This window comes from Venatorbacter sp. C2-1, assembly GCF_022832715.1.
In the GTDB taxonomy this organism is placed as follows: Bacteria; Pseudomonadota; Gammaproteobacteria; order Pseudomonadales; family Oceanobacteraceae; genus Venatoribacter; species Venatoribacter alkanivorans.
In genome coordinates, this window is record NZ_CP094879.1 from 971,039 (window position 1) to 987,384 (window position 16,346).

A 16,346-nucleotide genomic window follows, 5' to 3' on the forward strand; every position below is an offset into this window, starting at 1 on the left:
GTAGGAGCGGGCCATGCCCGCGATATCTCGATCAGGTCGCGGGCATGGCCCGCTCCTACGGATTTTTATTTCATTTACGCGCCCCTGCGTCAGAAAGCGTTATGAGCGACGCTGTAGCAAGGCATTTTTTGCTGAGGGAGCGCAGTGTAGTTGACCTACATGAGCATCCCGAGGCAAAAAATAACGCCGCTACAGCGAGCGCAATCGCTTTCAACCCACTTAGTGGCGGAAATGACGCATTCCGGTAAATACCATCGCAATGCCGGCCTCATCGGCTGCGGCGATCACTTCTTCATCACGGATCGAACCACCCGGCTGGATAATGGCTTTGATGCCATTAGCCGCGGCGTTGTCGATACCGTCGCGGAATGGGAAGAAGGCATCGGATGCCATTACCGCACCTTCAACCACCAGACCGGCATGTTCGGCCTTAATCGCCGCGATGCGGGCTGAGTTTACACGGCTCATCTGACCGGCGCCTACGCCCACGGTCTGACGGTTTTTGGCGTAAACAATGGCGTTGGATTTAACGAACTTGGCGACTTTCCAGGCGAAAATCAGATCGTGTAGTTCGGCTTCGGTCGGAGCACGCTTGGTCACGACTTTCAGTTCATCGGCGGAGATCATGCCGTTATCGCGATCCTGCACCAGCAGGCCACCATTAACGCGCTTGTAATCCAGACCGGCGGCACGTTCTGCTGGCCACTGGCCACATTCGAGCAGACGCACGTTCTGCTTGGCGGCCACTACGGCGGCGGCTTCAGCGCTCACTTTAGGAGCAATGATGACTTCGACAAACTGACGGTCAACGATGGCTTTGGCGGTGTCGGCATCCAGTTCGCGGTTAAAGGCGATGATGCCGCCGAAGGCGGATTCGCTGTCAGTTGCGTAAGCCAGGTCGTAGGCCTTACGGATGCCACCGTCTTCTTCCGGAACCACAGACACACCACAAGGGTTGGCGTGTTTGACGATCACACAGGCAGGCTTAACGAAAGACTTTACACACTCCAGCGCAGCATCGGTGTCGGCCACGTTGTTGTAAGACAGTTCTTTGCCCTGCAATTGCTTGGCAGTGGCGATTGAGGCTTCGGCCGGGTTGGCTTCAACATAGAAGGCCGCATTCTGATGCGGGTTCTCGCCGTAACGCATGTCCTGCGCTTTGATGAACTGGCTGTTGAAGGTCTGCGGGAAGGCCAGACGGTTATCAGTGCTCAGTACTTCCGCGTTCTGGTTGATGGTGCCCAGATAGTTGGCAATCATACCGTCGTAGGCGGCGGTGTGTTCGAAGGCTTTCAGCGCCAGACCAAAACGGGTTTTGTAGGTCAGGCCGTTGTGTGCTTTAAGGTCTTCCAGCACCTTGCTGTAGTCGCTGCTGTTTACCACGATACCCACATAAGCGTGGTTTTTCGCGGCGGAACGCACCATGGTTGGGCCACCGATATCGATGTTCTCAATCGCCAGTGCCAGATGACAGTCTTCTTTGGCAACGGTGGCGGCGAACGGATAGAGGTTAACCACGACCAGATCAATCGGGTTGATGCCATGTTCGGCCATCACATCATCGTCCTGACCACGACGGCCCAGTACTCCGCCGTGAATTTTCGGATGCAGGGTTTTTACCCGGCCATCCATCATTTCCGGGAAACCGGTGTAATCCGATACTTCAACCGCCGGAATCTGGTTGTCGATCAGCAGCTTGTAAGTACCGCCGGTGGACAGAATTTCAACACCAGCCGCCTGCAGGGCCTGGGCGAATTCGACGATTCCGGTTTTATCCGACACGCTGATCAGGGCTCGGCGTACAGGGGTGATGTCCGCGGGGATCTCGTTGGCAGGAATAAAGTTGCTCATATGGTCAGGTTTTCTATGTTTTTAAAAAAGAAAAAGCGGCCACAAAGCCGCTGAGTATTCAGGATAAGTCTTAAAGCATGCCGTACTGCTTCAGTTTCTTACGCAGTGTGCCGCGGTTCAGGCCGAGCACAACGGAAGCTTTGGTCTGGTTGTCACGGGTGTACTTCATGACAGTTTCCAGCAATGGGGCTTCCACTTCGGATAATACCATGTCGTAGATATCGACTACGGCCTGACCATCAAGATGGTCAAAGTAGTTTTGCAGTGCTTTTTCCACACTGTCGCGCAGGGTTTGTGTCGCTTCTAACGGGGTGCGCAGATATTGCTGCAAGTCTGCTGAATCGGTCACTGTCTCAACCTTCCTTCTTTCGATTACTTCGCTGTTCAATGTATCGGTGTTCATGCTGCCAATTCCTTCTTCCGGATCGTATCCTTAAAAAACTGCTGCACCGCCTGTTGTTGCTCGGTACAGCCTTCCAGCCGGTTAAAGCGGGTACGGAAATCGCTGTCGCCGTTCTGATACTGGAGGTACCAGCTGACGTGCTTGCGGGCGATCCGTACGCCCAGAAAGTCGCCGTAAAACTCGTACAGCGCTTCCAGGTGGCTTAATAAAATCTGTTCGACTTCCTGCAGTTGTGGGGCAGGAAGCTCTTCGCCGGTGGCCAGATAGTGGGCCACTTCGCGGAAAATCCAGGGTTGACCCTGAGCGGCGCGGCCAATCAGCACGCCGTCTGCGCCGGTGTACTGCATTACCTCGAAGGCTTTGCGGGCGCTGGTGATATCACCGTTGGCAAACACCGGTATTCCAACGCTTTGTTTGATCGCGCGGATGGTGTCGTATTCGACGGTATTTCTGTAACCACAGGCCCGGGTACGGCCATGTACCGCCAGTGAGACAATGCCGGCGTCTTCGGCAATACGGGCAATGCGCACGCCATTGCGGTTGTCCGGATCCCAGCCAGTGCGGATTTTCAGGCTGACCGGCACATCAACAGAGCCGACGACCGCCTGTAATATGTCCTTCACCAAAGCTTCATCTTTCAGCAACGCTGAACCGGCAGCCTTGTTACAGACCTTCTTGGCCGGACAGCCCATATTGATGTCGATGATCTGGGCGCCGTTGGCAACATTAAATATGGCGCCCTGAGCCATGATTTCCGGGTCTCCGCCGACGATCTGTACCGCAATCGGTTCCGGTTCGCCGGTGTGATCCAGACGCAGCTGTGATTTACGCGTATGGCGTACATCCGGACTGGATGACACCATTTCGCCGACCACCAGGCCGGCACCTAACTGGCGGCAGAGCTGACGGAACGGACGGTCAGTTACCCCTGCCATTGGCGCCAGAACTACTGGATTGGGTAGTGTGTAAGGGCCAATCGAAGGCATGCGAAACCGCTGAAATCTGATCAAAAAATGTGCTGCGAAAAAGTCGCGGTATGATACTCATAACCCCCTGCTGAATAAAGGGGGAGTTGGCTGCTTTTGTATGAATAGTGTGAAAAATTCTGACGGCGGCCGCTTGACCGCCGGGAATTATTGGTTGCCTACAATCTGGATGGCATAGCTGACGGCTTCCGGGCCAGGATCGACAATTTCCAGTGCGATATGAATCGGTGCCTGGCTTGGCATATCGTGTTGTCCTGCCAGTTCACCGGACAGATACTGAGCCGGGGTAAACTGGCGGCTGGCGACGATATTGTCATTAAGATCACGGAATACCAGAGTGAGATCCGGGAACGGCTGTTCGTACGCCGCTTTATTCAGCAGCAGAGTGTCGACGACCAGCGCACGCTGCAGGTCAGGGTGTGCCCGCACAACCAGATGCTGAGTTGTCATCTCGCGGATGTTCTGAATTTTCGGCAGGCGGCAATCCATAGCAGCGCAGATTTGAGCGTAATAAGGACGCCATTGTGGGGTGCGTGCCCAGTTGTCGAACTGGAAATACAGCGTCTGCGCAGCGGCTGCGACCAGCATCAGTACGATCCCGGTGAGCCAGCCCCAGGGGAGTCTGCGACGGCGCTTTTTGGCCAGTTGCAGGGGTTCTTCCTGTAATCCGGCAATGCTGCTGGCCGGCAGGCTGATTTCCAGCGTTTCGGTTTGCAGGCCATCATCACCGCCGAGGGTGAAGTCATTCCGGTTATGGTGCTGATCGGTATCGTCTTCGTCATCGAGGAAACCGTGGAAGTCATCTTCTTCCGGTGGTGGCAGGTCGAAGTTGAATTCGTCGTTGCCGCTCAGTTTCAGGCGTGAGGAAGTAACTTTCTCTTCCTTCATCTGCCGGATGCTGTCGTCATCGTCGTTCAGCAGGGCATTGGCCCAGGACTCATCATCGTCCTTAATTTTGCCTTCGTCCTCTGCATCCATGTCAGAGAAATCGAGGGTGTCGTTGCTGACGTTACGCAGGCTGAAAATAGAATCGTCCATTTCCAGTTCAATACGGGGTTTGGGCCGTTTCTGCTTTTCGGGAGCGCGCAGATTGAAGTCGGTAAACGGATCGTCGGCGAGGGTGTCAGAGATAGGGTCATCGTCCATATCATCGTGGATCAGACCGGTGTCATCGTCATCTTCTTCAATCGCTGGCTGACTGGCGGCGGGTTTACTGGCTGGACGGGCCTGAGGGACCGCCGGGGCTTTTACCGTATCCGTCTTGGGCTGTACGGCTACCGCGGCCGCAGCGCCTTCCTGAATAAAGTGTTCGGCAGCTTTAAAAACCTGCAGGCAGGAGCCACAACGCACCATGCCACGGGCAGCATTCAGATGCTCATCGCGAACGCGAAAGCTGGTCTGGCAATGTGGGCAGCGGGTTACGTGAACAGCCATGACAGATCCTTAACGTTTAATCCCTGTAAGAATAACCCAATCACCCATTTGTTCCGCCGGGTTCATGATGAACCACTGAGCATAACAGGCCGAGACTTCGTCTGCCTGCTCGGCCAGCAGGCCGGACAGTGCCAGTTTGCCGCCGCTGCGGGTCAGTTCCGCCATGTGCGGCGCGAGGCTCATTAATGGTCCGGCGAGAATATTGGCTATCGTCATATCGGCCTGTACTACCGGCGTGGCTTCCGGCAGATAGATTTCGTACTGGCTGGCATCAATACCATTACGTTCGGCATTATCGCGGGTGGCAGTCAGTGCCTGCGGATCGATGTCGACGCCAATCATATGTTTTGCGCCAAGCAGCAGGGCGGCAATCCCCAGAATACCGCTGCCACAGCCGTAGTCGACGACCAGTTCGTTGCCTTCAACCGCGCCGTCGAGGTATTTCAGACACAACGCGGTCGTCGGGTGAGTGCCGGTACCAAAAGCCAGCCCCGGGTCGAGCATCAGGTTAACGGCATCTGCTTGTGGCGGCTCGCGCCAGCTTGGGCAGACCCACAGGCGCTTGCCGAAAGGCATCGGATGATAATCGTCCATCCAGGCGCGAACCCAGTCTTTGTCTTCCACCAGTTCCAGCTTGTGTTCAGGCAGTGCAGTACCGCCTTCGGCGGCATACATCAGGGCAATCTGCTCCAGCAGGGCATCGCTGTCCTGATTGGCATCAAACAGGCCGATGATCTGGGTTTTATCCCAGATAGGCGTGGTGCCCAGCTCGGGTTCGAGAATCGGCTGGTCAGCGTCATCCTGCAGGGTGACCGATAAGGCACCGGCGGCCAGTAATGCATTTTCAACCGCTTCAACATCGGCCTGTGTGGCGTGAATACGGATCTGAATCCAGGACATGTTATACGTTCTCCGCGTTTAAACGGCTGATAGCCGCCTGCAACGCCAGGTCATAGCCCTGCACACCGAGTCCGGCGATCACTCCGACGGCAATATCCGACAGATAGGAATGATGGCGGAAGGCTTCGCGTGCATGGACATTGGAAATATGAATTTCGATAAAAGGAATGGCAACGCCGGCCAGTGCATCGCGCAGGGCGACACTGGTATGGGTAAAAGCGGCCGGATTAATCAGGATAAAGGCCGTGCCATCCGTGCGTGCGGCATGGATGCGGTTGATCAGCTCATGCTCAGCGTTGCTCTGGAATTGTTCCAGGGTAAAGCCTGCGGCGCTGGCGTGCTGGCTCAGCTGCTGCTCAATATCGGCGAGGGTTGTGTACCCGTATATATGCGGTTCACGACTGCCCAGCAGATTCAGATTTGGCCCCTGCAATACCAGAATGCTTGCCATGATGATTCCCCTGAAATGAAGAAATAGGATCGCAGACGGCAGGCTCCTGTAGGCAGGCCGGCCGATATGACCCGAAAGCCCGCGAGTTTGCCGAAAAAGCCGGCGAGCGTCCAGTTCTGGCGGGGATAGCTTGGTTATTCGCCTTGCTCGGCGGTCTGCACCTGATTGCGGCCGTTACGTTTGGCGCGATACAACGCCTGATCGCTGGCAGCGACCAGTTCGCTGATACTCTGGCCACTCCATTCGGCGATACCGCAGGAGAAGGTCACGCGCAGTGACTGGCCATCATGAATCAGGTTGGCAAAGTTGAGACGGATATCGTCCATGATCTGGCGAGCCTGCTGGGCGGTGGCGTCGAGCAGGATGATGGCGAACTCTTCACCGCCATAGCGGCCGATCGGGTCGGATTTGCGCAGGCTCTGGCGCAGGAACAGTGACAGGTTGCGGATCACCAGATCACCGGCCGGATGACCATAACGGTCATTGACCTGTTTGAAGTGATCAATGTCGACCATGACAAAACTGATAGGCACATCTTCATTTTTGCGCATGGCATCCTGCAGGGCCCCCAGCAGGTGGGTGTGATTCAGCAGGCCGGTCAGGCTGTCACAGGCAATCAGATTCTGTAGCTGGCGGGCACGGCTGACACGGTTACGCAGGGTGGTAAGCAGATGTCCGGAATCGACGGGCTTCGTTAAAAAGTCATCACCGCCTTCGGCCATGGCGGCTAACTGGCGTTCGCGGTCTTCTTCGCCGGACAGATAAATGATGGGCAGGTTGATGTATTCACGTTGCTGACGGATCACTTTAGCCAGCTCCATGCCATTACAGCCGGGCATATACATATCCATCAGGATCAGATCCGGTGTAAATCCGCTAAGAACATCGAGTACCAGCAAAGGGTCGTTAGCGACCTGAGTGACCATACCGGCTTTATTCAGTACGTTGGCGGTATGGGTCGCCTGTGCGCGGGAGTCGTCGATGATCAGAATTTTGAAGGGCACATCGGGGGTGCTGTCGAGCAGGTTTTCCAGATGGCCGATGACCGACTGTACGTCCATTTCTTCGTAAATTCCCAGGCCACCGTTGCGCAGAGTCGCCAGACGTTGTTCCAGCGTTGGCGGTGTTTCGCGATAAGTGAACAGTACCGGCAGCGGATTTTCACGGCTTTGCTGCAGGCTCTGCGCCAGTTCCAGTCCCTGACCGGGTCCGGCAAAGTCGAGATCCAGCACCACGGCCGCGGGATGACGTCGTTCCAGTGCCTGGGCAAAGTCATGGGCGGTGCGCTGCAGCTCAGGACGTAAGCCAAAGTACTGCATCTGCTCGGCCATGGTCAGGGCGTGGTCGGTATTACTGAGGGCAATATAAACCGGCTTTTTTTCCGGAATCAGGGTGTCTGCGTTTTTATCGTCGGTATGGCGTAATGCCGTTTTACTGAGGGCGATAATTGTTTGATTGAGGCTTTCCAGCTGGGCACTGTCGGGGCTGTGGCCAACGGCGATATGGGCCAGCGTGGATAATAACTGACGGGCCAGTTTTTCATGCCGGGCAGCTTCAAAACGTTGTGCAAAACGCACCAGCTTTTCTACCGCGAGGGTGAAATCCATCATGCGCTCAGCACTCCAGTGCTGTGCCGGCAGCTGGCGCCAGAGATCAATAACCTGACGAACCTGATTAATAACCCGGAAGGAGAAGTGTTGTTTTAGGCGGGCGGCAGGGCTCAGGTTATCCGTCATCAGTGTTACTTCTTAGCTACAGATGTTCTAAGAGTAGCAGTTTCTGCGCCGGACTCATGTTGTCTGTCTATGCTTAATGGTAACAATTTTTATCTGTTGGTTGCCTGTCTGCGCATGGATTTCTCCATCATTGTGTTTTGCTCCCGTCGTCAGCCGGACTACCTCAGGTGGCTGCCATGGGTGTTGCTTGTTTCGTTGTGCTGGCATTTTTCCGGGCAGGAGAGACTGTATGCGGATACTGAAGGCTGGGTCCCTGAGTCTCTGACCCAAAAGGCGCAGCAGCAGTATGACGCTCCTGCGGCGGCGCGGATTGACGCCTGGCGACAGGTTTTACATGGACTGGCGGACGCTACCGAGGCCGACAAGCTTAAAGGGGTGAATGATTTTTTTAACCGCAAGTTGCGCTTTGTCAGCGATGAAAAACACTGGGGCATGGATGACTACTGGGCCACACCTTATGAAGCTCTGGGCAGTGATGGCGGCGATTGTGAAGACTATGTGATTGCCAAATATTACTCGTTGCGCAAGCTGGGCGTGGATACCAGTAAACTGCGCATCACTTATGTGAAGGCGATCCGTCTGAATCAGGCGCACATGGTGTTAACCTATTTTCCCACGCCGGATGCGGTACCTCTGGTGCTGGATAATCTGATCGGCATTATTGCTCCGGCCAGTGAGCGCGGTGATTTATCGCCGGTTTACAGTTTTAATGGCGATGGTATGTGGCTGGAGCGTATGAAGGGCGAAGGGATTCGTATGGGGAATCCGAATAAGCTCGATTTATGGACAGATTTACGTGTCCGCATGAACCAACTGGGAATGGACTTATAACAATGACATTGCGACAACAATTTTCCCTGCTCACCGGTTTGCTGGTTGTTATTTTACTGGCTGGTAATCTGCTGGTGATGGTTATGAATGGCCGTGATTATTTTCAGCAGCAGCTGAATGCCCGGGCTTATGATGCGGCGACTTCTCTGGCTTTATCCATGTCTCAGGTAGCGGCTGATGACGAGGTGCAGTTAACCCGTCTGATGGATGTGCTGTTTGACCGTGGTTTTTTTGCAGAGATCGAATTGCAGCGGGTCGACGATGAGCCCATCTATCGCCGCAGCCGCGATACGCCGGGGGATTTACCAGCGCCGCGCTGGTTTATGCATTGGGTTGGGCTGGAAATGATTCCGGCGGAAGCGGATGTTACCCGCCAGTGGCAGCGTCTGGGAACTGTACGTGTTGTCAGTCACAGTGATTTTGCTTACCGCGATCTGTGGGCGATGGTGCGCGCCGAGCTGATCTGGTTCTCGTGGGTGCTGGTGATTACGCTGGTTCTGTTGCAGTTGCTGCTGAACTGGCTGTTCCGGCCGTTGGTACGGGTCGAGCGTCAGGCGCTGGCCATCTGTGAACGGCAGTGGCAGGTACAGACCGAGATTCCGCGCCCACGTGAGCTGCGGCGCATGGTTCTGGCGATGAACAAAATGGTGCAGAAGCTGCAAAGCATTTTCACCGAACAATCGGCGATGACCGAGCAACTGCGGGCTGAGTCCTTTAACGATAATGTCAGCGGTTTGCTTAACCGTCGTGGCTTTGACCAGCGTTTGCAACATATTCTGCAGCGCGGGGAAGAGCACAGTGGTGTGCTGATGCTGCTGCAGCTGCAGAATCTGAGCGAGCTGAATCAGTCGCAGGGACGGCAGCTGGTGGATGACGTTCTGCACATGCTGGGAGCCGGGTTGCAACGCTGTTTGCAGGAATATCCCGCAGCGTTCACTGGTCGCCGTTCCGGCAGTGATTTTGCGCTTTATATTCCCTGTGCTGATCAGGCTCAGGCCGATGCCTTATTGCAGCAAATGTTCAGTCAGCTGGCGACCAGTGTTCTGTCGCGTCGCAAAGAGCTGATTTTTCATCTTGGTGGCGTGTTTCTGCAAGGTGTGCAGGACGATCCTGTGCAGGCGTTAAGTTGTGCTGATGCGGCTTTACGCCAGGCGCAGCGCTCACCGGAAGGCCGCGCACAGCTGTACCGCAGCGATAGCAGTAGCGGGATTCAGGAGTGGACGGCCGGTGAGTGGCGCGAGTTATTGACCGGTGTTCTGGAGGCGGGAGCGCTGCAGTTGCAGTTTTTGCCGGTGATCAGCAACCGCAATCGCCGCTTGCTGCAGTTTGAAGTATTCAGCCGTATCGTCTGGCAGGGGGAAACGTTGTCGGCGGCACGGTTCTGGCCAATGGTGGAACAGCATCAGCTGGCTGCCCGTTACGATGCCAGTATTGTTGCCCAGGTACTGGCTTTACTGGAGCAGCATGCCCCGCAGAAAGGTATTCGCTATTGCATTAATATTTCGCCGGCCTCAGTCCTGGATGAACAGTTCCACCAGTGGCTGGTGGAGTTATTCCGCGCTTCACCTGCGCTGGCGGCTCATATTGCACTGGAAGTACCTGAATCATCTCTGACCGGTATCGAAACTGCTCTGGCCCGGCTGGCTATACAGCTGAAACCTTTTGGCGTAACTCTTGGCGTTGATCAGGTGGGTACCGGCAGCATGGCCTTTGCTTACCTGCAGCGTTTGCCGCTGGATTATATCCGTATTGATGGCAGCTTTAACCGCGGCCTGCATCAGGCGCAGGATCATCGTTTCTTTATCCAGTCGATGGTGCAGATTGCCCACAACCTGGATCTGCTGATTCTTGGCGAAGGTATTGAAGAAGCCGATGATGTCAGCGTGCTGCGCCAGACCGGTGTGGATGGCATGAGCGGTTATTTCTTCAGCAAGCCGCTGGCGACACTGGCAGATGCTCATGCCTGGCAATTACCGGCAGACGATGACTAAAGCTGCGACATTTTGCCTCTGTATCCATAGGCTGTAACCAGTACAATGCGCCCAGTTTATACGCTGTCGTGCGGAGAAATTATTATGCGTAATATGACTGCTGTTTTGGTATTGCTGTTGGGGCTGACGTGCTCTGTAATAGCGTTGTCTCAACCGCTGGATGTGAGCGGTGCTTACGTGCGAGAGCCCATTCCCGGGCGCTATATGAGTGCAGCATTTATGACGCTCACTAATACGTCAGCCACCGATAAAACACTGATCAGTGTCAGTGCTGACTGGGCGGGAATTATTGAAATACACACCCACTTGCATGATAACGGCGTGATGCGTATGCGTCAGCTGGAGTCACTGACTATCCCGGCCGGCGAAACCGTGAGCCTGCAGCCCGGTGGTTTGCATTTAATGTTGTTTAAGTTGCAGTTACCTTTGACGGCACCGCTGCCATTAACCCTGTGTTTCGATGATGGTGAGTGTCAGACCGCCAGCGCTGAGTTACGCAGTCTTAAATAAATTCCCCGACATTTAAACCCAACAAAAAACGCGCCCATTAAGTATTCATCAGGAATATTTACAGGGCGCGTTTTTTTATTGCTTATTATTATCCATCATCAGGCTCCCATGTGGAGCATGGGAACGATAAATTGTCGTTAAAACACTGCCAGCTCAGGCTGTTTCAGTTTGCCCGGCATTTTTCTTGGCGGTTGTTTCTTTGGTGGTTTCCGTTTCATCAGGCTGAGGTGGCTGCCACTCTTTCAGCAGTTTTAATACCTCTCCGGCTTTACGTCCCTGCATGGCACAGGCGGTCATCATGCCCGCCATTAAAGCGCCACCCACGCCTGCGGTCATCACATCGGCACCTGTCATGTAGAGGTTTTTAACCGGTGTGATCGGATGAAGAAACGGCTTTTTAAAACGATCGACAAAGTGATCAAGGCCGTAGATTTCACCGGCCGTGCTTTTCTGGAACCAGTCGCTCGACAACGGTGTGGATAATTCCTGAAACACCAGTTTGTCGCGTAACTGCGGCAGACGCTGGTAGAGTTTTTCCAGCAGACGCTCGCTGACGCGGGCTTTGATATTGTCGTACTCTTCGCCACGCTGATTCCAGGTGCTGCCGCTCCACTGACTGAACCATTCGTGTTTGGCCACGGTGACAATTTCGACGGTGGATTTACCCGGAAAGCGGTTGTTCCAGTCAGGGTCTTTGGCCGATGGGAAGGAAATATATACGACCGGAAATTCCTGCTCCGGATCGTCATAGTAGCGCTGCAGATTGCCTTCGTGGTCGGCGCTTGGGTAAATCCACAGGTTGGTGGTGTTTAAGCCCAGTTCTTCGGCAGTCCCTTCAAAGCCGGCATAAATACAATAATGAGCGCTTGAACGCTGCACCTGTTTGGCCCAGCGTTCGGTGCCCAGTTTTTTCCGCACATCGGCGGGCAGCAGGCGCTGGGTGGTATTCCAGAAGCCTGCGTTACTGACCACGCGACCGGCCGTCAGCTCGGTGCCATTGGCCAGGCGCACGCCACAGGCGCGGTTATTACGCACGATGATTTCGTCGACATCAGCGTAGGTAAAGACTTCGCCGCCGGATTTCTGAATGGTCGGAATAATAGTGCGGGCAATAGCCGAAGCGCCGCCAACCGGATAGGCGCCACCGGCCAGATAATGCTTGGCGATTAAAGCGTGCATGATGAAGGCGGCGTCGGTAGGCGTCTGACCGTAATCGCCCCATTGGCCGGTCAGTACCGAAATTAATTGCTGATTGCTGGTGAGATTTTCCAGCACTTCACGGGTGGTCTGGAAAAATTCTTTCGGCAGAAGCAGCGGACGAATGAGGTTATAGGCCCGTGCAAGTAAGGGGGGCATCGCCTGGCCGGCAAAAAAACGCGGGGTCTTGCGGCTCATTTCACGGATCAGTTCGATGTAACGATCAATCGCCTGAGCTTCCTCTGGGAAGCGTTCTTTCAGCATGGCGGCAAAGTTATCCCGACCGGCAACAAAACCATATTCTTCTTTGCCGAGAATAATGCGGTCGTATTCCGGTTCCATTTCCGCCCACTGCAGGCGTCCTTCGCTGACCACATCAAATACCCGGCGCAGGGTAGAGGGCTTATGCACTTCACCGATGTAGTGCACGCCGACATCCCATTCAAAACCTTCACGGTCGTAAGCATGGGTAAAGCCACCGGCAGTGTAATGCTGTTCAAGAACCGCGACTTTCTGGCCCAGTAAGGACAGGAAGGCCGCGGTAGTCAGGCCGCCCATGCCGGAGCCAATAACAATTACATCGTAATGGCTGTCGGCGCGATTGGCGCGAAAGCGGGTGCCGGTTCTTACTTTGACCTTGCTCATGGGGTGCTCCTCCGGATGGGGCTGGTGTTTTGTTATTGTTATTACGATTTATCTATGCAAAAAGTTGCATATGGTTGTCAGATTATCCCGACCACATAGGCGATGCAAGCCCGGACAGGTAGAATGACGGCGAAAATTAAGGAGAACACAGTGTCGCTGAAACACGCCATTCTGGTGTTGCTGGAAACCGAGCCGGGCTCAGGCTATGACCTGCTGAAGCGTTTCCGTGAGCATATGGGGTATTTCTGGAATGCCAGTCATCAGCAGATTTATCAGCAGCTTAAATGGATGCACGAAGCCGGCTGGCTGGCGCTGCGCACCGAGCCTCAGCAGGGGAAGCCGGACCGCAAGGTGTACGAACTAACGCCGGCGGGCCATGATGCCTTGCTTGACTGGCTGGCTGAAACCAGCAAGCCGCAGAAGGTCAATGACAGTCTGCTGGTGCGTTTGTATGGTGGCCATTTACGTGAAGCGGACGCTATCCGTGCGGATATCGCCCATCACCGCAAACTGTATGAGCAGAACCGGGCAGCGCTGTTGTCGATTGAACAGCATTATCTGGCGTTGCCTGAAACTGAGCGGCAGCGTTACCGCTTTCCATACCTTACTTTGCGTCGCGGCATTCTGTCCGTGCAGGCTTGGCTCGACTGGGCAGATGAAGTCGACGCTTTTCTGAATCACCAATAAATTGAAAAAGGAACAACAATGGCGGGTGCAAGTTTATTAGCGTTGCTGGACGATATTGCCACGGTACTGGATGACGTGGCTGTGATGTCGAAAATGGCGGCCAAGAAAACCAGCGGCGTGCTGGGGGATGATCTGGCGCTCAATGCGCAGCAGGTTTCCGGTATACGTGCCGAGCGTGAGTTGCCGGTGGTGTGGGCGGTTACCAAAGGCTCATTGAAGAACAAGCTGATTCTGGTTCCCGCAGCACTGCTGATCAGTGCGTTTGCTCCTTGGGCGGTGATGATTCTGCTGATGCTGGGCGGCGCTTATCTGTGTTTTGAAGGCGTTGAAAAACTGCTGCACAGCTTTTTACACCGCAAAGAGGCGGAAGCTGGCAAACAGCAATTGCAGCAGGCGTTGCTCAATGGCTCTGAAGATTTACTGGCGTTTGAGCAGGGAAAAATCAAAGGCGCGATACGCACCGATTTTATTCTTTCGGCAGAAATTATTGTGATTACGCTGGGCTCGGTTGCTCAGGCCAGTTTTACCACTCAGGTGCTGGTTGTCTCGGCCTTAGCCCTGCTGTTTACCTTTGGCGTTTATGGCCTGGTGGCGGCGATTGTGAAAATGGATGACGCCGGTCTGTATCTCAGTGAACGGAGCAATCGTCTGCTGCAGGGCGTCGGCCGTGGCTTGCTGGTTCTGGCTCCGTGGCTGATGAAAACCTTATCGGTGGTCGGCACGCTGGCGATGTTTCTGGTGGGGGGCGGTATTCTGATGCACGGCGTACCACAGCTGGAACATTTGGCGCATTCGGCATCCGGTTGGGCGATTCACAGCTGGGGCGCAACGCTGCCATGGCTGGCGGATATCAGCAGTGCATTACTGCCGCTGGTATTTAACCTGCTGGTGGGATTGCTGGCCGGAGCTGTTTTGGTTGCTGTGGTGTCTGTATGGACAAAACTGCGCGGTCATTAAGACCGCGTAATAACTCCTGTTGGGGATTCTTAGCGGTGTTTTGCCGCCTATTAAGCTAGTGTAGTACATCCGCCTTATTTATAGGCGTTCTTCAATACATTCGATGATTCAGTTTATGTGCTGCCGATCACAATAAAAACAAAATTGTTATTAGAGGGCTGATAAGGCTGTTAGTTTTAGGATTCTGTATCAAAAGCAATTTTGTATACGTAACGTTATATAAGGAAATACTTAATGTCGCTGTCTAATTTATTCAGGAAAGTCTGTTTGTCGGGTCTAATTGCAACTCTCGGAGGCGTGAGCCACGCTGATTCTGGGAGGGGCGATTATGACTTAGATGATGACGGACTGATTGAAATTAACGATCTGGCTGATTTGGATGAAATTCGCCGTAATATTTATGGAACGACCTTATATGGTTCTGACTTAGGTTGTCCGGCCGGCGGTTGTAATGGATTTGAGCTGACCACCGATCTGGATTTTGATACCAGTGGTGATGGCCTTCTCGACTATCAGGATGCTTATTGGAATGCCGGTATCGGGTGGGCCCCTATCTCCTCATTCTATGGAGTATTCCGCGGAAACGGACATGTGATTAACAATTTATTCATCAGCAGAACTTCAGGCCAGACAGGGTTGTTTGGCGCCCTGAGAAATGCCGTTGTGACGGATCTGATATTGTCTGGACCACTCTTAGAACTGAGCGGTACTTCATCTGTAGGTGTGCTGGCTGGTGCTGCTATTTTAACCGATATATCTAATGTCCATGTTACATCCGGAAAAGTATCGGGATCATCAGACATAGTTGGTGGGTTAATCGGGAAATACGATGGTGGTCGTCTTGAACACTCCTCCTCTGTTGCTAATGTGACGGGGAATAGTTATGTAGTGGGAGGATTGGTGGGGGCAGCCCGAGGATTCTCCGGAACCAACTTAGTTATTTCCCATAGTTTTACTTCGGGTTATGTTTCTGCCGGGCGTGATAAAGTGGGCGGGTTGGTCGGATATTTTTCTGACGGATTGATTGAAGACAGTTTTTCTCTCGGTGAGGTATCTGGAGGCTTGGGTAATTATGGTTTTGGCGGGCTTGTTGGTCAGGGAAATAATGCCATCTTTGTCAGAAGCTATGCTACTGGCAAAGTATCCGGGAATCACCATTCGGCGGGATTGGTTGGCTATGCGGTAAACAGCCATTTCACAGCGTGCTTTGCGACAGGGGAAGTTATTTCTGATGGCTTGGTAGCTGGTGGACTGGTTGGCTATCTTAAGCATGGTGGAGTGTACTTGAGTTATTCAACATCATCTGTAACCGTTGATAGCTCAGGAGTTACTTACGCAGGAGGGTTAATTGGCACAGCGAATCCCGAATCATACCCAATGGAGATCACTGGCAGTTATGCCGTAGGTGCTTTAAGTGCAAGCTATCGCGGTGGTTTAATGGGCTATGATATGAGCTCGCCTACAAGAGGTGTTACCTTAACATCGAATTACTGGGCTTTTGATCGTGCGGGGCTGGTTTCAGATGTTGCAGGACGAGGACTACCTGGAGCCCGGTATTATCACACTCAGGCAGATTTGCAGCAGGCGGCTCCGGCAGGAGGAAATAGTATATTCAATGGATGGGATTCCTACAGCTATACTGATAGTAGTGGGGATAGTGTGCAGTATTGGGATTTTGGGACAACTGCTCAGCTACCAGGATTGAATCTTAGCGGTGTTGTATATCGCGATGGTGATGCTGATGGGGTTCTGGATTAATCATCAAGC

Annotated in this window: 14 protein-coding genes; 6 read left to right on the forward strand and 8 right to left on the reverse strand. The window is 53.8% G+C overall.

The features are described 5' to 3' along the window. Positions 1-219: 219 nt before the first annotated feature. The 7 genes from purH to MT343_RS04405 all read right to left on the reverse strand — a co-directional run bounded on the left by purH (position 220) and on the right by MT343_RS04405 (position 7,761). Positions 220-1,851 carry a bifunctional phosphoribosylaminoimidazolecarboxamide formyltransferase/IMP cyclohydrolase gene (gene purH / locus MT343_RS04375; RefSeq protein WP_145469695.1) on the reverse strand — a complete coding sequence of 544 codons (1,632 nt, stop codon included), beginning with the start codon at positions 1,849-1,851 and terminating at the stop codon, positions 220-222. A 70-nt stretch (positions 1,852-1,921) separates the two neighbouring features. Then, positions 1,922-2,200, reverse strand: a complete 279-nt coding sequence (fis, locus tag MT343_RS04380) for a DNA-binding transcriptional regulator Fis (protein WP_444875579.1) — start codon at positions 2,198-2,200, stop codon at positions 1,922-1,924. Positions 2,201-2,250: 50 nt separating this feature from the next. Continuing rightward, positions 2,251-3,240, reverse strand: a complete 990-nt coding sequence (gene dusB, locus MT343_RS04385) for a tRNA dihydrouridine synthase DusB (RefSeq protein WP_145469693.1) — start codon at positions 3,238-3,240, stop codon at positions 2,251-2,253. A gap of 147 nt (positions 3,241-3,387) precedes the next feature. After that, the gene (locus MT343_RS04390) at positions 3,388-4,674 is read right to left on the reverse strand and encodes a DUF3426 domain-containing protein (RefSeq protein ID WP_145469964.1); all 1,287 of its coding nucleotides are present in this window, start codon (positions 4,672-4,674) and stop codon (positions 3,388-3,390) included. Positions 4,675-4,683: 9 nt separating this feature from the next. Further along, on the reverse strand, positions 4,684-5,574 hold the full coding sequence (prmA, locus tag MT343_RS04395) for a 50S ribosomal protein L11 methyltransferase (RefSeq protein WP_145469692.1): 891 nt from the start codon (positions 5,572-5,574) through the stop codon (positions 4,684-4,686). Position 5,575: 1 nt separating this feature from the next. Further along, a complete protein-coding gene (aroQ, locus tag MT343_RS04400; RefSeq protein ID WP_145469691.1) occupies positions 5,576-6,025 on the reverse strand; it encodes a type II 3-dehydroquinate dehydratase in 450 nt (149 codons plus the stop codon). A gap of 134 nt (positions 6,026-6,159) precedes the next feature. Further along, positions 6,160-7,761, reverse strand: a complete 1,602-nt coding sequence (locus tag MT343_RS04405) for a diguanylate cyclase (protein ID WP_145469690.1) — start codon at positions 7,759-7,761, stop codon at positions 6,160-6,162. Between the two features lie 69 nt (positions 7,762-7,830). On the opposite strand from MT343_RS04405, the gene MT343_RS04410 reads away from it, so the two are divergent. The 3 genes from MT343_RS04410 to MT343_RS04420 all read left to right on the forward strand — a co-directional run bounded on the left by MT343_RS04410 (position 7,831) and on the right by MT343_RS04420 (position 11,093). Next, positions 7,831-8,592 carry a transglutaminase-like cysteine peptidase gene (locus MT343_RS04410; RefSeq protein ID WP_225692235.1) on the forward strand — a complete coding sequence of 254 codons (762 nt, stop codon included), beginning with the start codon at positions 7,831-7,833 and terminating at the stop codon, positions 8,590-8,592. Positions 8,593-8,594: 2 nt separating this feature from the next. After that, positions 8,595-10,583 carry a bifunctional diguanylate cyclase/phosphodiesterase gene (locus MT343_RS04415; RefSeq protein WP_186435957.1) on the forward strand — a complete coding sequence of 663 codons (1,989 nt, stop codon included), beginning with the start codon at positions 8,595-8,597 and terminating at the stop codon, positions 10,581-10,583. An 84-nt stretch (positions 10,584-10,667) separates the two neighbouring features. Further along, positions 10,668-11,093 (forward strand): copper chaperone PCu(A)C, encoded by a 426-nt coding sequence (locus MT343_RS04420; protein ID WP_186435956.1) that lies wholly within the window; start codon positions 10,668-10,670, stop codon positions 11,091-11,093. A gap of 153 nt (positions 11,094-11,246) precedes the next feature. On the opposite strand, the gene MT343_RS04425 is transcribed toward MT343_RS04420, so the two are convergent. After that, complete coding sequence (locus tag MT343_RS04425; protein ID WP_145469687.1) at positions 11,247-12,935, reverse strand: phytoene desaturase family protein; 1,689 nt, start codon at positions 12,933-12,935, stop codon at positions 11,247-11,249. 150 nt (positions 12,936-13,085) lie between these two features. On the opposite strand from MT343_RS04425, the gene MT343_RS04430 reads away from it, so the two are divergent. The 3 genes from MT343_RS04430 (at position 13,086) to MT343_RS04440 (ending at position 16,337) form a co-directional block, all read left to right on the forward strand. Further along, positions 13,086-13,622, forward strand: a complete 537-nt coding sequence (locus MT343_RS04430; protein WP_145469686.1) for a PadR family transcriptional regulator — start codon at positions 13,086-13,088, stop codon at positions 13,620-13,622. Between the two features lie 18 nt (positions 13,623-13,640). Further along, positions 13,641-14,579, forward strand: a complete 939-nt coding sequence (locus tag MT343_RS04435) for a DUF808 domain-containing protein (RefSeq protein WP_145469685.1) — start codon at positions 13,641-13,643, stop codon at positions 14,577-14,579. 234 nt (positions 14,580-14,813) lie between these two features. Next, positions 14,814-16,337: a hypothetical protein gene (locus MT343_RS04440; protein ID WP_145469684.1), complete on the forward strand. Its 1,524-nt coding sequence runs from the start codon at positions 14,814-14,816 to the stop codon at positions 16,335-16,337. Positions 16,338-16,346: the final 9 nt, after the last annotated feature.